The sequence below is a fragment of the Methanobrevibacter sp. genome (assembly GCF_045644645.1).
Lineage (GTDB): Archaea > Methanobacteriota > Methanobacteria > Methanobacteriales > Methanobacteriaceae > Methanocatella.
In genome coordinates this window covers 1-19519 of the sequence record NZ_JAZRHE010000109.1, presented here as the reverse complement: position 1 = coordinate 19519, position 19519 = coordinate 1, and the positions used below count along the sequence as shown (strand labels likewise).

The following is a 19519-nucleotide window of genomic DNA, read 5'->3' as shown; positions in this document are numbered from 1 at the left end:
ACCCTAATTTCTTCTGTGTTTTCTAATGCACCTTGTATTTTTGCAATAGCTTCAGATTTATTGTACTCTTTAGGAAGGGAAATTTTCCTAGAAAGTTCTTCATCTAAATTGTCTGCAAGAACTTCGGTGATTACTTTCAATCCACGAGAAGTTTTTTCATAAGCTCTAATTCCCATTACAACGACCGGAGGCACTTCCAATACAGTAACTGGAGTAAAAACATCCATACCATTAGTTGGAGAGTTTTTATCAGTATCAGTGACTAAAGCATGAGTCATACCGACTTTATAACCTGCGAGGCCGAGTAATTTTGGTTCATCAATTTGAGGCCAAGACTTTACTCTAGGGGTTTCTTTAGCTGCTCTTTTCCTTGGACTAAAAGCAACAGACCCTTTTCTTGGCTGGTGATGTCTTACCATTTAATTTAACCTCCTTAATTATAATTTTTTCCTTATTTTTTAAATCAATTTAATTTTTTTAATTCGAATTGCTAAATAAATAGCATTCGTACAAGTTTGATAAAATCATACAATGTACAACTTCATCGAAATAATAAATAGCTGTAAAAACAATTACAACTAGATAAATATCAAATTTCAATATATTCCATTGAGTCTAATTCAATTGAAGCACAATTAAGAATATATTCAATGTATAAATCATTCTGTGCTAAGTTCATTTTTAGGCGAGTCCTAAAAACATCAATGTATAAAAAGTTGAGCAAGTAATCTATTAGAGTGTAAAACTAATAAATCATAAAGAGAATTAAAATCTCATAAAGTTAAATAAAGAAAGTGTAGCGACAACTGCCTCTTCAGTCCTAACAGTTTCAGTTCCCTGATTTGGAATTGTATTAACCTTAAATAAATCCCAATTCGGATTAGAAACATCTTCTGCAATTGAAGAATAAGGGCCACCAAATAAAATAGCAATACTATTACATTCATCTACTTTATGCTTTAATTCACCAAAAATAGAATCAATATAATCTCCATACCTTGTAGTTTCAACAACAAGATCAGGTTTAATTAATTTTAAGCTATTTTTAAGACTCTTATTAGAGGATATAACTTTATACCCCCAGTAAACGTCATCTGGTTTATCAGGTGTGACTATTACTTCTTTCTTAGCTATTTTAGTAATCTTAAAGTCAAAAATTCTTTTGACTGAAAGTTGCTCTTTACAGAATGCAAGTTTATCCATACCTATATCAACAAAAGTTCCCTTCCTATTTCTCTTAACAGTGAAACCTTGTCTATAATCCCCCACGTCTGGTTGACTATTAACAGGATGATGAGGAGTTCTAAGTGGTGGAAGAATACCGACATGCTTTAGTTCAGCTTTAATAGGATATGCTTGTTTCCTCAAATATTGAGGAGTATTCATATAACCTAAAACTTCAGCAATAAAACTTCCATCATTCTCTCCATCTTCATTTTTAACATTGCCATCATTATAAATAACAACATTATCTGCTTGAAAAATCGCTAAAGCTCTACCTAGAATCCCTACCTTATAAGTACGGATTTTGAGATCCTTAGACTCAGAAAGAAATGAGTTTGGAATAAATACAGATAGCTCATCTTTATACATTACCTTACATTATGTAAACTAAAGTATATAAAGATTGCCCTACATTTATATAGCTATCACTAAATAGACTTACACATTTACAAAATATTATATCAATTATAATATCCGTAGCTTCTTTTTATGCTACCAACTTTTTTATACTCAGAGAATATATTAATATAATATATATGTTATCCACTATATAAAGGTATTGTTTTTTAAGCGAAAATTTTAAAAAAATAAATTTGCCAAATTTTATAGATTTTTTAAAAATATTTTTTACAGATTGGGGAGTTGAAATCAATAATCTTCTTAATTATCTATTTTTTTCCTTACAATGCTCCTCATCAAATGGACAAGGTTTTACTGAAACATATCTGATTTCAGGTATCTTTAAAATGTTTTGCTCAACTTGATATGTAATTTCATCGGCTTCCTTAACTGTCAAATCAGCATCCATTTTCACGTGCAAATGAACAATCAAGTATGATGCAAAATTATCAATCACAATATTGTGTGCATCACTTACATTAGGAGTTTTATTGGCTATGCGCCTAATCTTTGCAACTATCACATCTTGATTTGGAACAAAACCCATGATATGTAGAATATTTTCTTTACCGATTTCATATGCTGTTTTTAAAATTAAGATTCCTATAAAAAAACCAATGATTGGATCGAGTATTGGAAAACCGGATTTCGCAACAACAACACCAACGAGAATTGCTATTGATGTATATATATCTGTTCGCTGATGCTGACCATCCGCTTCAATAGCAGGACTGTTGATTTCCCTTCCAATTTTAATGATGTATCTGCTGATGACAAAGTTTAAAAATATACCTAAAATAGCCATCATCACCACATAGTTATCAGGCACTACAATACTGCTTGGATCGTGTAGCTTATGGTTTGCAATATCCATAATCTCAAAGCTAATGAAAGTTAGGAAAATCACAATTATAAGTCCAGTTAATGCTTCAGCACGACCATATCCTTCAGGAAATCTTTCATCGGCAGGTCTTTGACTTATTTTAAACCCGATATATGCAATGATGGAAGTTACAATGTCTGTGAACGTATGCATTCCTTCAGCAACTAATGCATAACTTCCACCCATCAATCCAACAGCAATATTCAAAACTGTCAATAAACAATTTGAACCTATTGCAACCATTGATGCTCTTTTTCCAGCTTTATTACGACCCTGTTCCATAAAAATTCTCCGTAGATTGACTCCCTATTATAAATAATTATTGACTCGAAACCATATAATTTAATAATTTTGAATACCATTGAAATAGAATTTCAAACTTGGAAAGTTAATTATACATATAAACTTCAACAATATATTTTTTTAGTTTTTTAATATTAAAGAATTCATCATAATTCCTGAAAGATGTTATCATTAAAAAAAAACACCTTGAAAAGAAACCATAATTTTTTAAAAGAGTTATAACTCCGCCCTTATAGCAATCACACGCACATCCCGATTATCCTTTATGTGAAAATCATAGATTTTCGGAATTGGAAAATCATACCTGAAAATATGGGTGATATCCAAATTATTTTCATCATAATAATTTATCAAAAACTCTTCGGTTGATGCCATGTGAAATGAATACAATACTTCAGTTTCCAAATCAACGGCTTTCTTTACGAATTTCAAATCCTGGCCCGAATCAGCCTTCCTTTGAGACCCGAATGGGGGATTTTGAAATACAGTATTTACATCATAGCTACAATTAAAATCAGCAATGTCATTCTTAATGAATTTTACATTATCAACATTTAAATTATATGAAACTTCTTTTGCCAAATCGATTGAATCAGCATCAATATCTATACCAACTGCCAGACTTGCACCCATTAAAGCAGAAGCGATTGTAAATATTCCAGTGCCACAACCCAAATCAAAAATAGTTTTTCCGTCAATGTCTCCAAGTGAAAACGCATTCCACACCAAATCAGAAGCGATAATGGAAGGAGTGGTGTACTGTTCAAGATTTACCTTGGGTTTGGGATGAGTTGGAATTGATTGAAGCCTCATTTCTAAATGTTTTTTACGAGCAATCTTTTTCATCAATCAACATATTTAATTATTATATTTAATATAATTATATTATTAATAAAAAAAAATTGCTTTGAGGTTTCAAATGTTTGAAAAAGTATTAATTGCAAATAGAGGAGAAATCGCCATAAGGGTCATGCGCGCATGTCGTGAGCTCGACATCAAAAGTGTGGCCATTTATTCCGATGCTGACAAAACTTCCCTTTATACAAATTATGCTGATGAAAGTTACCCATTAGGTAACCCTTCACCTGCAAAATCCTACTTAAATATAGAAAAAATCATAGACATTGCCCTGGATTCTGGTGCGGATGCCATACATCCCGGTTATGGGTTCCTGGCAGAAAATCCAAAATTCGGAGAGGAATGTGAAAAAAATGGAATTAAACTCATCGGACCTAGCGGAGATGTTATTCATCAGATGGGAGACAAGATTACATCAAAATCACTCATGAAAAAGGCAGGAGTCCCTGTCATCGAAGGTACACCAGAAGGTGTTACCGACATTGATGAAGCAAAAGAAATAGCTGCCCAAATCGGCTATCCTGTAATTGTCAAAGCTTCCGCAGGAGGTGGGGGAATAGGTATGCGTGCAGTCTATGAAGAAGATGAACTTGTGCGTGCAATCGAATCAACACAATCAGTAGCTTCCACCAACTTTGGAGATTCAACCGTGTTTATCGAAAAATATCTTGAAAAACCACGTCACATTGAATTCCAACTTTTGGCAGACGATCATGGAAACGTCATTCATGTAGCCGACAGGGAATGTTCCATCCAAAGAAGACATCAAAAGCTTCTTGAGGAAGCGCCTTCCCCAATCATGACCGAAGAATTGAGAGAGGAAATGGGAGGAAGCGCCGTAAAAGCCGCAGAATATATTGGATATACAAGCGCAGGAACCGTAGAATTCCTATATGATGACGGAAACTATTATTTCCTTGAAATGAACACACGTATTCAGGTAGAGCACCCAATTACAGAACTCATAACCAATACCGACCTGATCAAGGAACAGATTAAAATAGCCGCTGGTGAAGAATTAAGCTACTCACAGAATGACATACAGGTTAACGGCCATGCAATCGAATGCCGTATCAATGCAGAAGACCCGCTTAATGACTTTTCACCAAATCCCGGAAAAATTACCGGTTACAGATCCCCTGGAGGGCCTGGAGTTCGTCTGGACAGTGGAGTATACATGAACTATACCATTCCGACATTTTATGACTCAATGATTTCCAAACTGATTACTTACGGAAGAAACAGAAATGATGCAATCAACAGAATGAAAAGAGCCTTAAGCGAATATATCATATTGGGTGTGAAAACAACAATCCCATTCCACAAGGCCATCATGAGAAATCCGAATTTCATTTCCGGAGATTTGAACACCCATTTCATAGACCTTCACAAAAAGGGCATTGAACATGAAATGGAAAACGTGATTGCAGAGGATCTGGAAATCGTGAACAAAATGAAATCAACATTTATGCCTGGCAAAAAGATAGCTGCCATTTCAGCCGCTGTTGGATCTTATCAAAATGCTGTTAAAAATCAACAAATACAAAAGAAATAAATTTGGAGATTGTTAAATGCGAGAAGAAATTATCAACTTATTAAAAAAAGAAAATAAACTTTCTAACAAAACAATAAGTGAAATCAAAGACATAGACCTGAACGACTTTTCAAACATTGTAAAAGAACTCGGAAAAGAGGACACCGAATACATCAAAGCATCTGAAATTTCAAAGGATTTGGACACCGACTATATCGGTAAAAACATATATGTCTTCAAGGAAGTCAGCTCAACAAATACCGTTGCCAAATTCCTGTCAATAAACGGTGCTGAAAGTGGAAGTGTGGTAATCTCCGAAAAGCAAACAAAGGCAAAGGGAAGATCCGGAAAATCATGGGAATCACCATTGGGCGGAGTATGGCTATCCATAATATTGAATCCAAACGTGGATTACACAAAATTGCCATTAATAACACTGGCAACAGGAGTGGCCGTTGCAAAAACTCTTGAAAAAGTAGGAGTTGAAAATCCGGAAATCAAATGGCCTAATGATATAATAATTAATGATAAGAAAGTCTGCGGAATACTGACAGAAGCGGTAAGCAAATTCAATACCATTGAAAATGTCATTATCGGTGTGGGCATTGATGCAAACCTAAACATAACCGACTTCCCGGAAAAACTGCAGGATGGAACAACAACACTTAAGGAAGAACTTGGAAGATCCGGAGATGAAAACCTTCTAATAAGAACATTTTTAGAGGAATTCGAAAGGACAACCGAACTCTTTAACCATGAGGGATATGAGGACATCCTGAAAGAATGGAGAAAACGTTCATATACCATTGGAAAAATTGTAGAAGTAAGAGAACCGTTCAATACATATTATGATGCATATGTTTTGGGAATAGGTAAAGAAGGAGCGTTGGTTGTTGAAAAAATTGACGGAACTCTAGAAAAAGTAATTTCCGGAGAATGTATAATCAAAAAGTGAATACAATCTCCCTGCATTCATCTTCATTTGAAACTGCTTCCCGCAGTCTTTTGAATGAAGATTCTATTTTTTTATTTAATTCATTCAAATCTAATTTAAAAGCATCTGCTGTTGACAAGTCAAATCTGATTGTTGCTGATGCACCAGGCATTGAAACCGGCGGGATTGTAATGATTCCATGGTCTTTCAATAGGATAAATGAAAACACAAAGGCCAAATCATCAGCAGACAAATTATTCTCAATATCCATCTCTTTTTCCAAACCTTCAGGAGAAATCATGACTCCTGTAGGTGTCTTTTCGAAATTGCTGAAGCTTTCATTCAACAAATCAAACAGTTCGTCTTTTCTCTCAAAGCTATCAATCAAATTATCGCCATTGAAATTCTTAAAGCCGTTCAACATTGCAAGAACTGCCGGAGGCTGCGCTTCAAGACCAAATTGAGTTACTTTGACCTTAATTTCATCAATCAAATCTTTTCTGCCCGCCATAAGTCCTCCTCTTGGACCAGGCATTAACTTATCAGTGCTTGTAATGGCTATATCCGCGCCCAAATCACATGCCTTCGCCTGATTGAAAACCACTGTCCTGAGTCTTGCTCCTGATGCGTCATCCACCATGACAGGAATATCCCTTTCATGAGCCATTTCAATGACTTTCTTAAACTCGTCCTCATCGATTACCTTATGGTCCATTGTAGATCCGGTAACCACAACCAAAGAGGTGTTTTCAGGAATTGAAAACTCATCAAAAACATCTGTTTCAAAGTAATTGGCACCCACCAATTTACAGCTTCTTGGAATTGACGGATGAGCCGGCAACTCGGCAAGATAATGCACAACATTTGAACTTTCAGGCACTAAAGTCAGTATTGTTGCAAGTATTCCGGATGATGTCCTGTTCAACGGAAGGATTTTGTCTCCACCCATATGCTCCCTTCCAACACTTTGCAATTCCTCTTCAAAAATAGCCGGACCAACATATGTCTCCAAGAGATTAATTTCGGAAGGGGTTGCAATGAATCCCCCTGACAGACCTGTCAAGTCAAACAATGAAGAACGCCCATCGTTTTCAACCTTATGCTTGATGATTGAAAGGGCATTTTCCCTTTTTTTAACTTCATCTAAAGAATTATTAATTATCATCTAATCGGATTCGTCTAATTCAAGTTTGTAATCGTCAAAGAATTCCAATATTGCCTTTAACTGTTTATCGGTAACAGGTATGGAAGTGTATTCTTCCTCTTCAGGTATCTGATAGAAATAGTCTGCAAATAACACTTTACCTGTAGGGCTTGTAATGATGGTCAAACCATCGGTGAGCTTATCTGGATTTTTGTTTTGGAATTCTATCTCAAAAGAAGTACCAAATTTTTCTGAAAATTTCTGCTTTTCTTCAGGATCTCTGTTGCACTTTCTAATTTTGGTCATTCTTGATTTCAATTTCTTTTCCGCGAGTTCATTAATATCAGCCATAATATCACTTCTTATTTTATTCTCCATAAATAAGTTAAAGTAAATTAAAATATACTATAAACTAAATTATATATAAGTATTCCTTATTAATCCAAAAATATTAATCATATAGGCTATTGCCTTTGCCATCCATGGCAACGATAAGGGGGCCGAAATCCTTAACCTTCAGGTTCCACATGGCTTCGGGCATGCCCAAGTCAAGCCAGTCCACACTTTCGATTTCTTCAACGGCATCAACATATAATGCCGCGCATCCTCCTGTAGCAACTACATACAGGGCATTGTTCCTGACCAATGCCTCGCGAACAGTATCATCCATTCCTCCTTTTCCTACAACTATCTTCGGACCCATATCCAAAACATCACTTTGATACGGATTCATTCTCATGGAAGTGGTTGGGCCAATGGCAACCATCTTGTATTCCCCATTTTGTTCGGATATGATTGGTCCGGCATGGAAAAGAGCTGCCCCTTCAATATCCAGCGGAGCCCCCTGTTCAAGAAGCCTTTTATGTGCCTGGTCACGTGCAGTCAATATGTTGCCAGTTAAATAAACTACATCACCAGCATTTAACTCATTTAAATCGTCGTCTTTTATTGGTACATTTAATTTTTTTTCCATTTATCCACCTTTCTATAAGTAAAAATTTATTTATTAATAATACTAAATTATGAATATATAAAATTTTTAGCTTTAATAAAATTAATGGTTAAAAATAGTAATGAGGAAAAATATGTCAAGTATGAGCAGTGTTGCAGGGTTATCAAAATACATTACCACCTTGCCAAAAACCAAATTTTCAATTGTTGGAATGATTTTGATAAGCATTTTAACAGGCATTCTATATTTCCTGATAGATGTGACTTCATATCCTTTATTGGCAGAAATATTCTATGGAGGAGTATATACATTACTTATAATTGGCGTTCCTTCAATTATGAGCGGTGCACTTAACCAACAGGTAATCAGCATACTTGACGGAATCAATGTGAAAATTAAACATTCTATGTTTTTATCCGCATTATCAATGACCATATTATGCTTAATACTAGTTACCGGCGGAGCAATTTCCAGAATTTTAAATGTTGATATTTTCTTGAACTCATTATTATTCAGTTGTGTTTTAATTTATGGTTTTAATACATTAGTATTTTGGTCTACCGCAAAAATAAGATTCACAAAAGCCGCAGCAACTGGTTTAATTCAACCGGTACTTATTTTAGCAATGTACATATTAATTACATTCTTTGTAACAGACACCAGTTTTATGGGTCCTGTTATTTTACAAATTGCCATAAAAGCAATAATTGCAGGAATAATTTTTGTTTTAGCCATTTATGCATTCATTACTGTTATTGCATCACCATTTAAGAAAAACTTGGGAATTGGAGTGCTGGATTTATTAAGTTTATTCATTGCACATATGAACGAAGGATCAAATTCCCTCGAAGGTTTATTTGAAAACATGAGTGAAGCAATAGATACTGTAGTGACTTTCATCAGTTTTAAGACTGAAAATGGAATTAAAGCATTGTTTATTTCACCATCAGTTCATCCAGGTCCTCTTGGAGATTTAGGAGGATCCAACATGCCCACAATTCTTTCCAATAAATTTGATTGCTTTACAATGGTTGCGCATGGCCCATCAACTCATGATTTTAACCCGATTGCAGTTTCAGAAATCAATAAAATAGAAGATGCTGTTAAAAATGGATTAAAAAAAGTTGAGTATTCTCCGGATGCAAGCAAATTCGTAAGATATAATTCGGAAAATGCGAATATTGGAGTTCAATTCTTTAATGAGGGCATGGTAATACTGTCCACATTTGCACCTGAAGGCAGTGACGATATTGAATTTGGGGTAGGGCTTACCATGATGGCTCAAAGTAGAAGCAAATGTAATGTTAAGGATTCTGTAATCGTGGATTGTCATAATTCATTTACTGCCGAAAGTGGTGAGGTTTTGCCTGGAAATGCTGAAGTGTTCCATTTAATTGATGTTATTGACAAGATAAATCCTAATCAGGCTAAAAATAGCATTAAAATTGGATGCTGGCAGACAACAATGGACGATTTTGGCAAACAAGAAGGAATCGGTGAAAGCGGTTTAAAAACTATGATTATCGAAGTTGAAAATCAAAGAACAGCATATGTTTTATTTGATTCAAACAATATGGAAATCGGATTCAGACAAGAAATCATAGATGCCACCAGTGATTTGGAAATAGATGAACTGGAAGTAATGACCACTGACACACATACTGTCAATACAATTTCAAGAGGATATAATCCAGTCGGAATAGTAAAAAGGCCTGAAATTATAGAATATGTTAAAACAAGTATTATTGAAGCAATAAAAGATTTAGAAAAAGTTGAAGTGGGAACTGGAACTGAAAAAATAAAGAATCTCAACACATTTGGTCCGAATAACTCAACTGAATTAATTTCAACAATTAGTTCAGTTGTAGCCGTCAGTAAAATTATAGCTCCAGTTTTATTAATAACCTCATTACTTATAGCATTTATTTGGATATTCTTCGCAAGCTTTTGAAGCACCTCAACTTTTATAGAAGTTGTGGATTTCTCGAATTTTTAATCTGCAAATTACCGGGTGTTCTCTAAGCAAGATACATTGCAAATAATGTATAAGCAATTACCCAGGTAAAGAAAAATGGTGCAATTCCATCCCATAACCATTGGGAAAATCCGGAGATTTCCTCTCCGGCAATTTTTTGAGAAAATTGACCGACAAAATATAAGACAATTAGTGCGATAATCCCTGCAAAAACATCATTTTTAAATCCAAACCAACCGAGGGTCAATCCGGCAGAAATTAAGGCTGTAATCAAAGCAGCGATAATATGAATTGTTGTAACTTTAACTGTTGTATCCATGATATCCTCCATAAATAAATATATTAATATAATTTTAGTGATTATAATATATTAATGTATTGAAAGATAAAGGTGTTTATATGAAAACAATGTCAAATGTAGACATTTACACAATAAGTAATGAATTAAATAATTTACTAAGTGGTGCCAGAGTAGACAAATCATTTCAGCCAACTAAGGATATAGTTGTAGTAAGATTCCATGTTCCTGGAACGGGCAGGATTGATTTGGTAATGCAATGTGGCTCTAGAATTCATACTAGCCAATATCCACTTGAAAATCCCACCAATCCGCCGACATTTCCTATGCTTTTAAGAAAAAGAATCAAAGGAGCACATGTTGAAAGCATAAAACAACACAATTTTGATCGCGTAGTTGAAATCAAAGTGAAAAAAAACAAATACTATACAATAATTGTTGAACTATTTGATAAAGGAAATATAATTCTTTTAGATGATGAAAATAATATCATTTTACCTCTTAAAAGAAAACATTGGAGCAATAGAGACATAAGCTCCAAAAAAGAGTATATGTTCCCAGAAGAAAGGGGAATCAATCCAATTACCTCCACAATAGAAGAATTTAAAAAAATCTTTGAGAATGCGGAAAGTGATGTTGTAAGAACCCTTGCAACAAATGGACTTGGAAGTTTATATGCAGAAGAAGTAATTGCAAGAGCCAATGAGATTATAGAGGTAGACAAAAATACTTCAAATGAAAACCTGAATGAAGAACAATTGGAAGGATTATTTAAAGGCTTTAAAAATTTATTTGATAGTCTAAAAAATGAATCAGTTAAACCTCAAATCGTTAAAAATGATTCTAAAGAAGATGTTGTTCCCCTTGATTTAGTAAAATATAACACCTTTGAAAAAACATATTACGAAACCTTTAATGAAGCATGTGATGAATATTATTCCAAAAAGGTAAATACCGGCATTAAGGATATCAAAGAATCCGCATGGAATAAAAAAGTAGGCAAATATGAAAAAAGATTAAGTTTACAGCAGGAAACCCTTAATAATTTTGAAAAGACAATTGAAGAAAGCACACATAAAGGGGAATTAATTTATTCGAATTACACCACCATTGAAAACATGATAAATGTAGTAAATACTGCGAGAAGTAAAGATTATTCTTTTAAAGAAATTGGAAAAACACTTAATAAAGCTAAAAAAGACGGAATGGCCGAAGCACAAGTTTATGAATCAATCGATAAACTGGGTGTTTTAACACTGGATATTGAAGATACAAAAATAAATATCGACCCTAAATTAACTATCCCGGAAAATGCTGAAAATTACTACGAAAAAGCCAAAAAAGCAAAAAGAAAAACAAAAGGTGCTTTGACAGCCATTGAAAATACAAAAAGGCAACTAGAAGAAATTAAAGCCAAAAAAGATATTGCAATGGAAAATATTTTAGTGCCTAAAAAGAGGGTGAAGAAAAATCTTAAATGGTTTGAAAAATTAAGATGGTTTGTAAGCTCTGACGGCATCTTAGTAATTGGAGGGCGTGATGCAAACACAAATGAGAGCGTTGTTAAAAAATATCTCGAACCTAACGATATTTATTTGCATGCTGATATACATGGTGCAACATCAACTGCTATAAAATTAAATGGTGTCGGATTAAATGACAATATCATTAAAGAATCTGGTGAGTTTGCAGCATCATTTTCATCTGCTTGGTCAAAAGGTTTCACATCCCAAGACGTATTTTGGGTTCATCCAGACCAAGTATCAAAAACACCCGAAGCAGGAGAGTTTTTACCTAAGGGGTCATTTGTCATAAGAGGCCATCGAAATTACATAAGGGGTGCGAGAGTAAAATTGGCTATTGGAATTGTGGATTATGAAGGCAAGCGTATTATGGCAGGTCCAATTGACGCCCTTGAAGCCCATTGTGAGAATTTCGTTGTTTTAAAACCTGGGTTTACGAAAAAAGAAGCTATTGCTAAAAAAATTCTAAACAAAATTAATGAAAATGATTTGATTGATTTGGATGACATAATAAGAGTTTTGCCTTCAGGAAAATGCGATATCGATGAGGAATATCATCAAAGAAAAAAATATGAAAAAAGTTAATCCTGATAATCTTCAGGATTATACTCATAATATTCGTCTGGATTCATAACCACAACATCTATTTTTGGATTAAACTGACTGACAAAATTAGCAAATATTGCAGGGTCTTGTTCTATAGGTGGAAATGTATTGTAATGCATTGGCATGACCACCTTAGGGTTCAACCACATTGAAGCTAATGCTGCCTCGAAAGGACCCATTGTAAATTTATCGCCAATTGGAAGCAATGCAATATCCGGTTTGTATATATCGCCAATAATGGTTTTCATGTCTCCAAACAATCCAGTGTCCCCGGCATGGAAAATTTTAGTGCCGTCTTCAAAGGTTATTAAGAAACTGGCTGCAGTCCCTCCGGGAACAGTTTCTTCAACCACGTCAATATCAGAAGAATGTTTAGCTTCCAACATTGTAAATTTGATATTTCTGAATATGAATGATCCTCCAATATTAACACCAATATTTCTAATGCCTTGTTTTGCTAAAAAGAGTGAAATTTCGTGGATACAAGCGATAGGGGCATTAGTATTATTGGATATTTCTAAAGAATCTCCAAAATGGTCTGAATGTCCATGAGTAAGCAAAATGATATCTGGATTTAATTCTTCAACAGGGACCTGGCAAGAAGGATTATTGCTAATGAAAGGGTCAATTAAAATCTTAACATTATCATCACTGATAATTTCAAATGCCGAATGGCCTAGCCATCTAATTTCCATTAAGCCGCTCCCCCAACATTCATTACAATACTTTCATCTAAACTAGAAGCGATATCCCATGTTTTTTCAAAATCTGCTCTGATACTTGAAATAGAACTTCTGTCATCATAGATAGCCCCATATTCAACACCATTCTGACTATCCGAAATAATCATTGCGTGTGAATCATCTGTGATTAAATTGACTGTGTGAACTTTAGGAACTGTTCTAATATGAACTCCCTGTTTTAAAAGAGAAGAAATTAAAAACATGTATGACATATCAGAAAGGTCGAATTCATCAATGATGACTCTAGAATAGATTGTTGGAACATGAGATAAGAACCTATCAGATAAGTCATTCAATGAAGGAATCTCCAACATTATCTCTTTATTGATATTGACTGCCAGCTGATCAAAGGCGTCCTGTGATGTTACTAACCCGTCATTATGAATTACATAGCTGTTAAGGTCTTTTGGGATTGGAAGACTTTCAGGGTCATTGATATCAATTTTAATATCTCTAGGAGCATTAGTTTCTTGAGCAACTGGAGTTGGATGTTCAACAACGATTTCTTCGCTAGGAGTTTCTTGAGATAAGGCTTTTTTAATTTTATCGGATTTGTCTGTTTCAACAACGAATTCAGGCACATCAGTGGTGAAATAATCTTCTTTACGTTTTTTAGGAGTTCTGGTAACCTTTAATGGTTTATCATAATTCGGAGTGAAAGTAAGTTGTCTGTCGAAATTATGGTCGACTTCTTCACCATTAACAACATTTAAAACAGCTTTAGGATTATCTTCAAAAGAATCATCGTAATAATCCCTAACAGAAGGCTCTTGATAATCTTCAAGAACTAATTCATCATAACCTGTATCATCATATTCGTTGAATTCATTGCGAACATGTAAAGTTTGATGTCTGTTGTTGGATTTCCTTTCAAACCTACCTAATGCAGCAGAATTGAAATCTTTAGAATTAATAAAATCTTTAATAGCATTAGTAGTCTTATCCGCATTTGAATCAACAAAATAGCTAATAATCATAATAATTCCAACAATGGCTATGATAAGACCAACTATTAATAATATATCTAGTAAATTATACACACTAGTCTCATATGCTATGAGAATTCCTACTACAAATAAAATAAAACCTGAAACTAACTTTAATGTATTTCCCACGATTTCACCCTTATCAATTTTAATCACTCTATATTTAACTTAATTATATTTTATCTACAACCCCATTAATAAACCTAATGGAAAAAATAGGAAAAATCTATAAAAAAAATATAAAAAGTATTACGTTTTTATAAAATAGTAATATTAATATAATTAAAAATCATAATATTAATTGGTGAAAAAAATGAAAAAAATGAAAAAACTCATCAACGAAAATTCAGGTCAGGGAGCAGCAGAATACATTCTATTGTTCGGTGGCGTAATTGTTATTGCTCTACTTGCATTAACAATTTACAGATCATACATGGAAACAAGTGACACAAGTTTAAAAGCAAAAGATGACATAATAGATGTTAGAAACACAATACTTGACAACCGGACCCATGTTTAGAAGAAAACTAGACAACAAAGGACAAGGAAGTGCAGAATTAATCCTAATAACTGGGGGATTGATTGTGATAATACTTCTGGTAGGAAGTTATATTTCAAATATAACAAACAAAACACAAAGAAACCTAAACACTTTGTTAAAACAAGAAAGAGATTTTTTAATAAATAAAATTTGAAAATAGGGTCAACCCCTATTTTCCACTAATCAATGAGTTTAAAATTTCGTTCCATGAATCTGAATTAACATTACTCAATTTCATGCCAGTTCTGGTTAAAACTCTTATATCCTGTGGACATGCAGTTACACAAGCTCCACATAAATTGCAGAAGTCCAAATTAGTAACAGCTTTACCGTCAACAATATCAACAGCATTACATGGGCAGACATCTTGACAAGCATGACAGGAGTCGCCTTTACATATTTTTTCTTCTTCTTCAATAACTTCAAGAGTTCCTTCAAACGGTTTTGTTACAGTAATTGCATCAACAGGACAAATTTCAGCACACCATGAACAGTTTACACAAGTATCCTCAACTATGAAGGCATCACCAGTGACTTCCGGAACTTCAATTTCATCAGCATACATACAGGTAGCGCATACTTCCCTGATTGCATCTTCCGGACAAATGCGTTTGCATACTCCACAGTAAATACATTTGCTTGTGTCAACTTCAATGAAATTATTTAACTTATCAACACTAGATGTTGCAATATTTCCAAGAGTAATAGCTTCGGCAGGACATAAATCTGCACAAAATGAACAGTAAATACATTTATCTTGATCGAAACTGATTTCTCCCCTTACTAAAGCTGACCTGTCAGGAAGTGTTCTTTCAAAGATGATTGAATCTCTCGGACAAACTGAATAACATCTTCCGCAATAGATACACTCTTCATCATCAATTTCAGATTCAACTTCCCAAGTTGGGTATGAATCAGATTTTTTGATGTCTTCACCATTGATAGTTAAAGATAGTGACTCAAATGGACATGCCACAGAACATAATCCACAGAATACGCAGGAATCTGAAACAGAAATCAAATCCATTTCAATTAACCCTCTTGCAATCGGGACCAATGGCCCTAATCTTAAAGATGAAGTCGGACATGTGTCCACACAAATTCCACATCCTACGCAGTTTACATCATTGTAGGACAATATACGGTGTTCTTCACCAATACGCTCTATAGAAAACATGAAAATACCTCATGCTTTGGATATAGCTTGATTTGGGCAATTTTGAATACAGAGATCGCAATCATCACAATTTTCAGGAACTATTTTTACATCGCCATCTTCTTCAATAATCGCACCTTGTTCACATAGTTTAATACATAAACCTTGCACAGGACAATTTTCAATATGTCCACATGCATCAGAATCTATTTTTACTGCCATATAACCACCTCAATATAATCACATATAATTATTAAAAAAAATAATTGATACGTTATTTAAATATTTCTCGAACTGAATATATAAACATGTCGATTATTTTTTTTGATTAAATGATGATATTCCCATTTTGATTAATTTCGCCTCGCCTAATACGAGTGGAAGATATCGGATTACCATCATATGCCAGCACAAAACTTACTACGACAATATCAAGAGGTTTCATCCCTTTAGAAATTCTAATATTATTAATCTCCATGGCAGTTGGTTCAGTCTCCTCGCTAACAACAATGGCTTCGAAATCACCATCATAAATAGTTGTCCCATATGGATCTTCCAAAGGAACAATTGTAAAATCAGACTTATCTGAAAAGAAACATTTTAACTCTTTCATCCTCTCCTCACAGGAATCAATGTCTCCTTTCAAACCTCCAAATGCATCTGAAGTTACACCTATCTCAACTCGATTTCCAATTTGAAAAGCAGTTGATAATAATTTTTTATGACCATCATGAAATTTATCAAAAGTCCCAACAACAGCCACTTTCGAATATTTTTTAGAATTCATAATATTGTCCTAATAACTTAATAATTAAACCTTTATTAAAACTATTATAAATTATTAGCTATTGAAAAAAAAGAGTAATAAATAAAAAAAAATTAAAAAAAATTAAAGTAGATTAATTAGAATGATATAGCGGAATAATATCCTTTAAGACTATATGAGTTTGTATTCCAATTAACAACTTTACCAAACGAGTTTCTATTACTTGTTGGGTCACCAACAACCCATACATCACCAATTAATACTTGTGTCCATACATGACCATAAGTATTACCACTAAGTGTGAAGTAACATGTACCATGCACATATCTAGATGCAAGACCTGAAGCCCTGTACAATGCATTAAGCAAATGCGCTTGGTCAACACAATTTCCAGATTTAGCGTTTAATGTTCCTACAGCACCATGTCTTGTATCATAATAGAAAGAGTATGAAATTTCATCTCTTACATAATTATAAATCGCTGTAGCTTTCTCTACTGGAGTTGATAAACCGCTAGTCAATTTAGCAGCTAATGCTTTAATTTGAGCATTATCCACTTGACAATTCTTACTAGCTCTCAAATATGCGGATAAATCTGAAATTGTATTTCTGGTATTAACTGCATCAGGAGTAAATGAAGATGGCAATGTTTTGATAGCCACATAGTTAGGCATTACTGAGTGTTCACCATAATAGGTAATAACACGGGAAAATGCATAAACTAAACCATCATAACCAATTTTTCCCACATCAGAATTTGCAGAACTTGGCATAGCATTATAGGTTTTCTCATGATTGATAATACGTTTTGCAACAGTAGTATAATCACGTAAATTACCTAAATCCTTTGTAGCTCCTACTGATGGAGGATTATTAACAAATTTAGGTTGTATAGAAGATTTATCTCCATTTTTTAAATTAATAATAGCCTGTGAAGCTAAGTGCAGATATTGTGCTGTGGTAAACGGTACGCCATTAATAGTTACACTAGAAGGTAATGTACCATATTTTTCAATGTAGTTTTTTACAGTTTTGGATGCAGAGATAACAGTATTTATTGAAACTTTACCTATACCTACCCCTACTTTTTGAGACACAACAGTTTGGTCATAACGAGTAGCAGTTCCTGCAAACTTCAAAGTAATATCATAAATGCCTTTATCTAATGCCCTAGTGGTAATAGTGGCAACACCGTTCTTATCAGTAGTGCCTACATAACTTTTACCAGTTAAGATCAATAGAACCTTATTATTAACTATTGCTGCACCATTTTCACTATCCTTAACGGAAACTTTGAAAACAGTGTTTGATTTACCTTGAGTTACATCATTCACAGTCATAGCTGCAGGTATTTTTCTAAATACATTAACTTTTGTATTAATTTCAGATGCTAAATAACGAGTAGCAGTTCCTGCAAACTTCAAAGTAACATCATAATTACCTTTAGCTAACGCTCCAGTAGAAATAGAAGCAACACCATTCTTATTAGTAGTGCCTACATAACTTTTACCAGATAAGATTAATAAAACCTTATTATTAACTACAGGGGCACCATTTTCACTATCTGTAACAGAAACCTTGAAAACTGTAGACTTACTATCAGAAATTGCACTTGTAAAAGACATTTTTACTGGAACTCTGATTGATATAGAACCATCACTAGACACTTCTACTCTCTTAGTGAGTGTTGTTTGGTCATAACGAGTAGCAGTTCCTGCAAACTTCAAAGTAACATCATAATTACCTTTAGTTAATGATTTAGTGGTAATAGTGGCAACACCGTTATTATCAGTAGTGCCCACATAACTTTTACCAGTTAAAACCAATAAGACCTTATTATTAACTACAGGGGCACCATTTTCACTATCTGTAACAGTGACTTTAAAAGTGGCAGAACTCTTACCATTAACTGCACTTGAGATTTTCATATTTACAGGTATTTTTTTAGATACGCTAACCTTTTTAGTGACAGTCGCTGCTGCATAACGAGTAGCGGTTCCTGCAAACTTCAAAGTAACCTCATAAGTGCCTTTATCTAACGCTCCGGTAGAAATGGAAGCAACACCATTTCCATCAGTGGTGCCTACATAACTTTTGCCGGCCAAGGTCAATAAAACCTTATTATTAACTATAGGTGCGCCGGTTTCACTATCCTTAACGGAAACTTTAAAAACTGTAGAACTCTTATCGGAAACTGCACTTTCAACCTTCATATTTACAGGTGTTTGTCCAATTACATTAACTTTTTTAGTAACAGTCGCTGATGCATAACGAGAAGCGGTTCCAGCAAACTTCAAAGTAACCTCATAAGTACCTTTAACTAATGCCCTAGTAGAAATGGAAGCAACACCCTTCTCATCAGTGGTGCCTACATAACTTTTGCCAGTCAAGATTAATAAAACCTTATTATTAACTATAGGTGCGCCGGTTTCACTATCTTTAACAGAAACCTTAAAAATTGCAGACTTACTATCGGAAGTTGCGCTTTCAACCTTCATATTCACAGGTACTTTTCCACCCACACTAACTTTTTTAGTAACTGTTGTTGCGGCATAACGAGTAGCGGTTCCTGCAAACTTCAAAGTAACCTCATAAGTGCCTTTATCTAATGCTCTAGTAGAAATAGAAGCAACACCGTTTCCATCAGTGGTGCCTACATAACTTTTGCCAGTCAAGATTAATAAAACCTTATTA

General features: G+C 34.1%; 20 protein-coding genes. 6 read left to right on the top strand and 14 right to left on the bottom strand.

Annotated features, from left to right (window positions below; genetic code table 11):
• The 4 genes from rplC to ACKI4K_RS06195 form a co-directional block, all read right to left on the bottom strand.
• The coding region (rplC, locus tag ACKI4K_RS06210) for a 50S ribosomal protein L3 (RefSeq protein ID WP_407423319.1) at positions 1–419 on the bottom strand (419 nt) is incomplete at its 3' end.
• A gap of 346 nt (positions 420–765) precedes the next feature.
• Entirely contained in the window at positions 766–1593 is an 828-nt protein-coding gene (locus tag ACKI4K_RS06205) for a putative RNA uridine N3 methyltransferase (RefSeq protein WP_407423317.1), read from the bottom strand.
• A gap of 295 nt (positions 1594–1888) precedes the next feature.
• Complete coding sequence (locus tag ACKI4K_RS06200; RefSeq protein WP_407423315.1) at positions 1889–2788, bottom strand: cation diffusion facilitator family transporter; 900 nt, start codon at positions 2786–2788, stop codon at positions 1889–1891.
• A gap of 237 nt (positions 2789–3025) precedes the next feature.
• Positions 3026–3655, bottom strand: coding sequence for an METTL5 family protein (locus ACKI4K_RS06195; RefSeq protein ID WP_407423313.1), 630 nt, complete (start codon positions 3653–3655; stop codon positions 3026–3028).
• Positions 3656–3728: 73 nt separating this feature from the next.
• Between ACKI4K_RS06195 and ACKI4K_RS06190 the strand changes: the two genes are divergently transcribed.
• Complete coding sequence (locus ACKI4K_RS06190) at positions 3729–5222, top strand: acetyl-CoA carboxylase biotin carboxylase subunit (protein WP_407423312.1); 1494 nt, start codon at positions 3729–3731, stop codon at positions 5220–5222.
• Between the two features lie 16 nt (positions 5223–5238).
• On the top strand, positions 5239–6156 hold the full coding sequence (locus ACKI4K_RS06185) for a biotin--[acetyl-CoA-carboxylase] ligase (protein WP_407423310.1): 918 nt from the start codon (positions 5239–5241) through the stop codon (positions 6154–6156).
• Here ACKI4K_RS06185 and ACKI4K_RS06180 read toward each other — a convergent pair.
• The 3 genes from ACKI4K_RS06180 to ACKI4K_RS06170 form a co-directional block, all read right to left on the bottom strand.
• Positions 6146–7300 (bottom strand): TIGR03576 family pyridoxal phosphate-dependent enzyme, encoded by a 1155-nt coding sequence (locus tag ACKI4K_RS06180; protein WP_407423308.1) that lies wholly within the window; start codon positions 7298–7300, stop codon positions 6146–6148. The genes ACKI4K_RS06185 and ACKI4K_RS06180 overlap by 11 nt on opposite strands.
• Positions 7301–7630 carry a hypothetical protein gene (locus ACKI4K_RS06175; RefSeq protein WP_407423306.1) on the bottom strand — a complete coding sequence of 110 codons (330 nt, stop codon included), beginning with the start codon at positions 7628–7630 and terminating at the stop codon, positions 7301–7303.
• A gap of 100 nt (positions 7631–7730) precedes the next feature.
• On the bottom strand, positions 7731–8252 hold the full coding sequence (locus ACKI4K_RS06170; RefSeq protein WP_407423304.1) for a FumA C-terminus/TtdB family hydratase beta subunit: 522 nt from the start codon (positions 8250–8252) through the stop codon (positions 7731–7733).
• A gap of 112 nt (positions 8253–8364) precedes the next feature.
• Between ACKI4K_RS06170 and ACKI4K_RS06165 the strand changes: the two genes are divergently transcribed.
• Positions 8365–10182, top strand: a complete 1818-nt coding sequence (locus ACKI4K_RS06165; RefSeq protein ID WP_407423302.1) for a DUF2070 family protein — start codon at positions 8365–8367, stop codon at positions 10180–10182.
• 67 nt (positions 10183–10249) lie between these two features.
• Here ACKI4K_RS06165 and ACKI4K_RS06160 read toward each other — a convergent pair whose 3' ends face one another.
• Positions 10250–10525, bottom strand: coding sequence for a hypothetical protein (locus tag ACKI4K_RS06160; RefSeq protein ID WP_407423300.1), 276 nt, complete (start codon positions 10523–10525; stop codon positions 10250–10252).
• An 80-nt stretch (positions 10526–10605) separates the two neighbouring features.
• Here ACKI4K_RS06160 and rqcH point away from each other — a divergent pair, with 80 nt between their 5' ends.
• Positions 10606–12612, top strand: a complete 2007-nt coding sequence (gene rqcH, locus ACKI4K_RS06155) for a ribosome rescue protein RqcH (protein ID WP_407423298.1) — start codon at positions 10606–10608, stop codon at positions 12610–12612.
• Here the strand turns inward: rqcH and ACKI4K_RS06150 are convergent.
• On the bottom strand, positions 12609–13328 hold the full coding sequence (locus ACKI4K_RS06150; protein ID WP_407423296.1) for a metal-dependent hydrolase: 720 nt from the start codon (positions 13326–13328) through the stop codon (positions 12609–12611). The genes rqcH and ACKI4K_RS06150 overlap by 4 nt on opposite strands.
• A complete protein-coding gene (locus ACKI4K_RS06145; RefSeq protein ID WP_407423294.1) occupies positions 13328–14491 on the bottom strand; it encodes a hypothetical protein in 1164 nt (387 codons plus the stop codon). The genes ACKI4K_RS06150 and ACKI4K_RS06145 overlap by 1 nt, the downstream gene beginning before the upstream one ends.
• A 184-nt stretch (positions 14492–14675) precedes the next feature.
• Here ACKI4K_RS06145 and ACKI4K_RS06140 point away from each other — a divergent pair, with 184 nt between their 5' ends.
• Both ACKI4K_RS06140 and ACKI4K_RS06135 read left to right on the top strand, forming a co-directional pair.
• The gene (locus tag ACKI4K_RS06140) at positions 14676–14882 is read left to right on the top strand and encodes a class III signal peptide-containing protein (RefSeq protein ID WP_407423292.1); all 207 of its coding nucleotides are present in this window, start codon (positions 14676–14678) and stop codon (positions 14880–14882) included.
• A complete protein-coding gene (locus ACKI4K_RS06135) occupies positions 14842–15057 on the top strand; it encodes a class III signal peptide-containing protein (protein WP_407423290.1) in 216 nt (71 codons plus the stop codon). The genes ACKI4K_RS06140 and ACKI4K_RS06135 overlap by 41 nt, the downstream gene beginning before the upstream one ends.
• 15 nt (positions 15058–15072) lie before the next feature.
• Here ACKI4K_RS06135 and fwdF read toward each other — a convergent pair whose 3' ends face one another.
• From fwdF to ACKI4K_RS06115, 4 genes are all read right to left on the bottom strand, one after another.
• Entirely contained in the window at positions 15073–16080 is a 1008-nt protein-coding gene (fwdF, locus tag ACKI4K_RS06130; RefSeq protein ID WP_407423288.1) for a tungsten-dependent formylmethanofuran dehydrogenase subunit FwdF, read from the bottom strand.
• A 9-nt stretch (positions 16081–16089) separates the two neighbouring features.
• Positions 16090–16281 carry a 4Fe-4S binding protein gene (locus ACKI4K_RS06125; RefSeq protein ID WP_407423286.1) on the bottom strand — a complete coding sequence of 64 codons (192 nt, stop codon included), beginning with the start codon at positions 16279–16281 and terminating at the stop codon, positions 16090–16092.
• 106 nt (positions 16282–16387) lie between these two features.
• Positions 16388–16846 carry a phosphopantetheine adenylyltransferase gene (locus ACKI4K_RS06120; protein WP_407423284.1) on the bottom strand — a complete coding sequence of 153 codons (459 nt, stop codon included), beginning with the start codon at positions 16844–16846 and terminating at the stop codon, positions 16388–16390.
• 116 nt (positions 16847–16962) lie between these two features.
• Positions 16963–19519, bottom strand: a 2557-nt coding sequence (locus ACKI4K_RS06115; RefSeq protein WP_407423282.1) for a transglutaminase domain-containing protein, incomplete at its 5' end; no start/stop codon positions are given.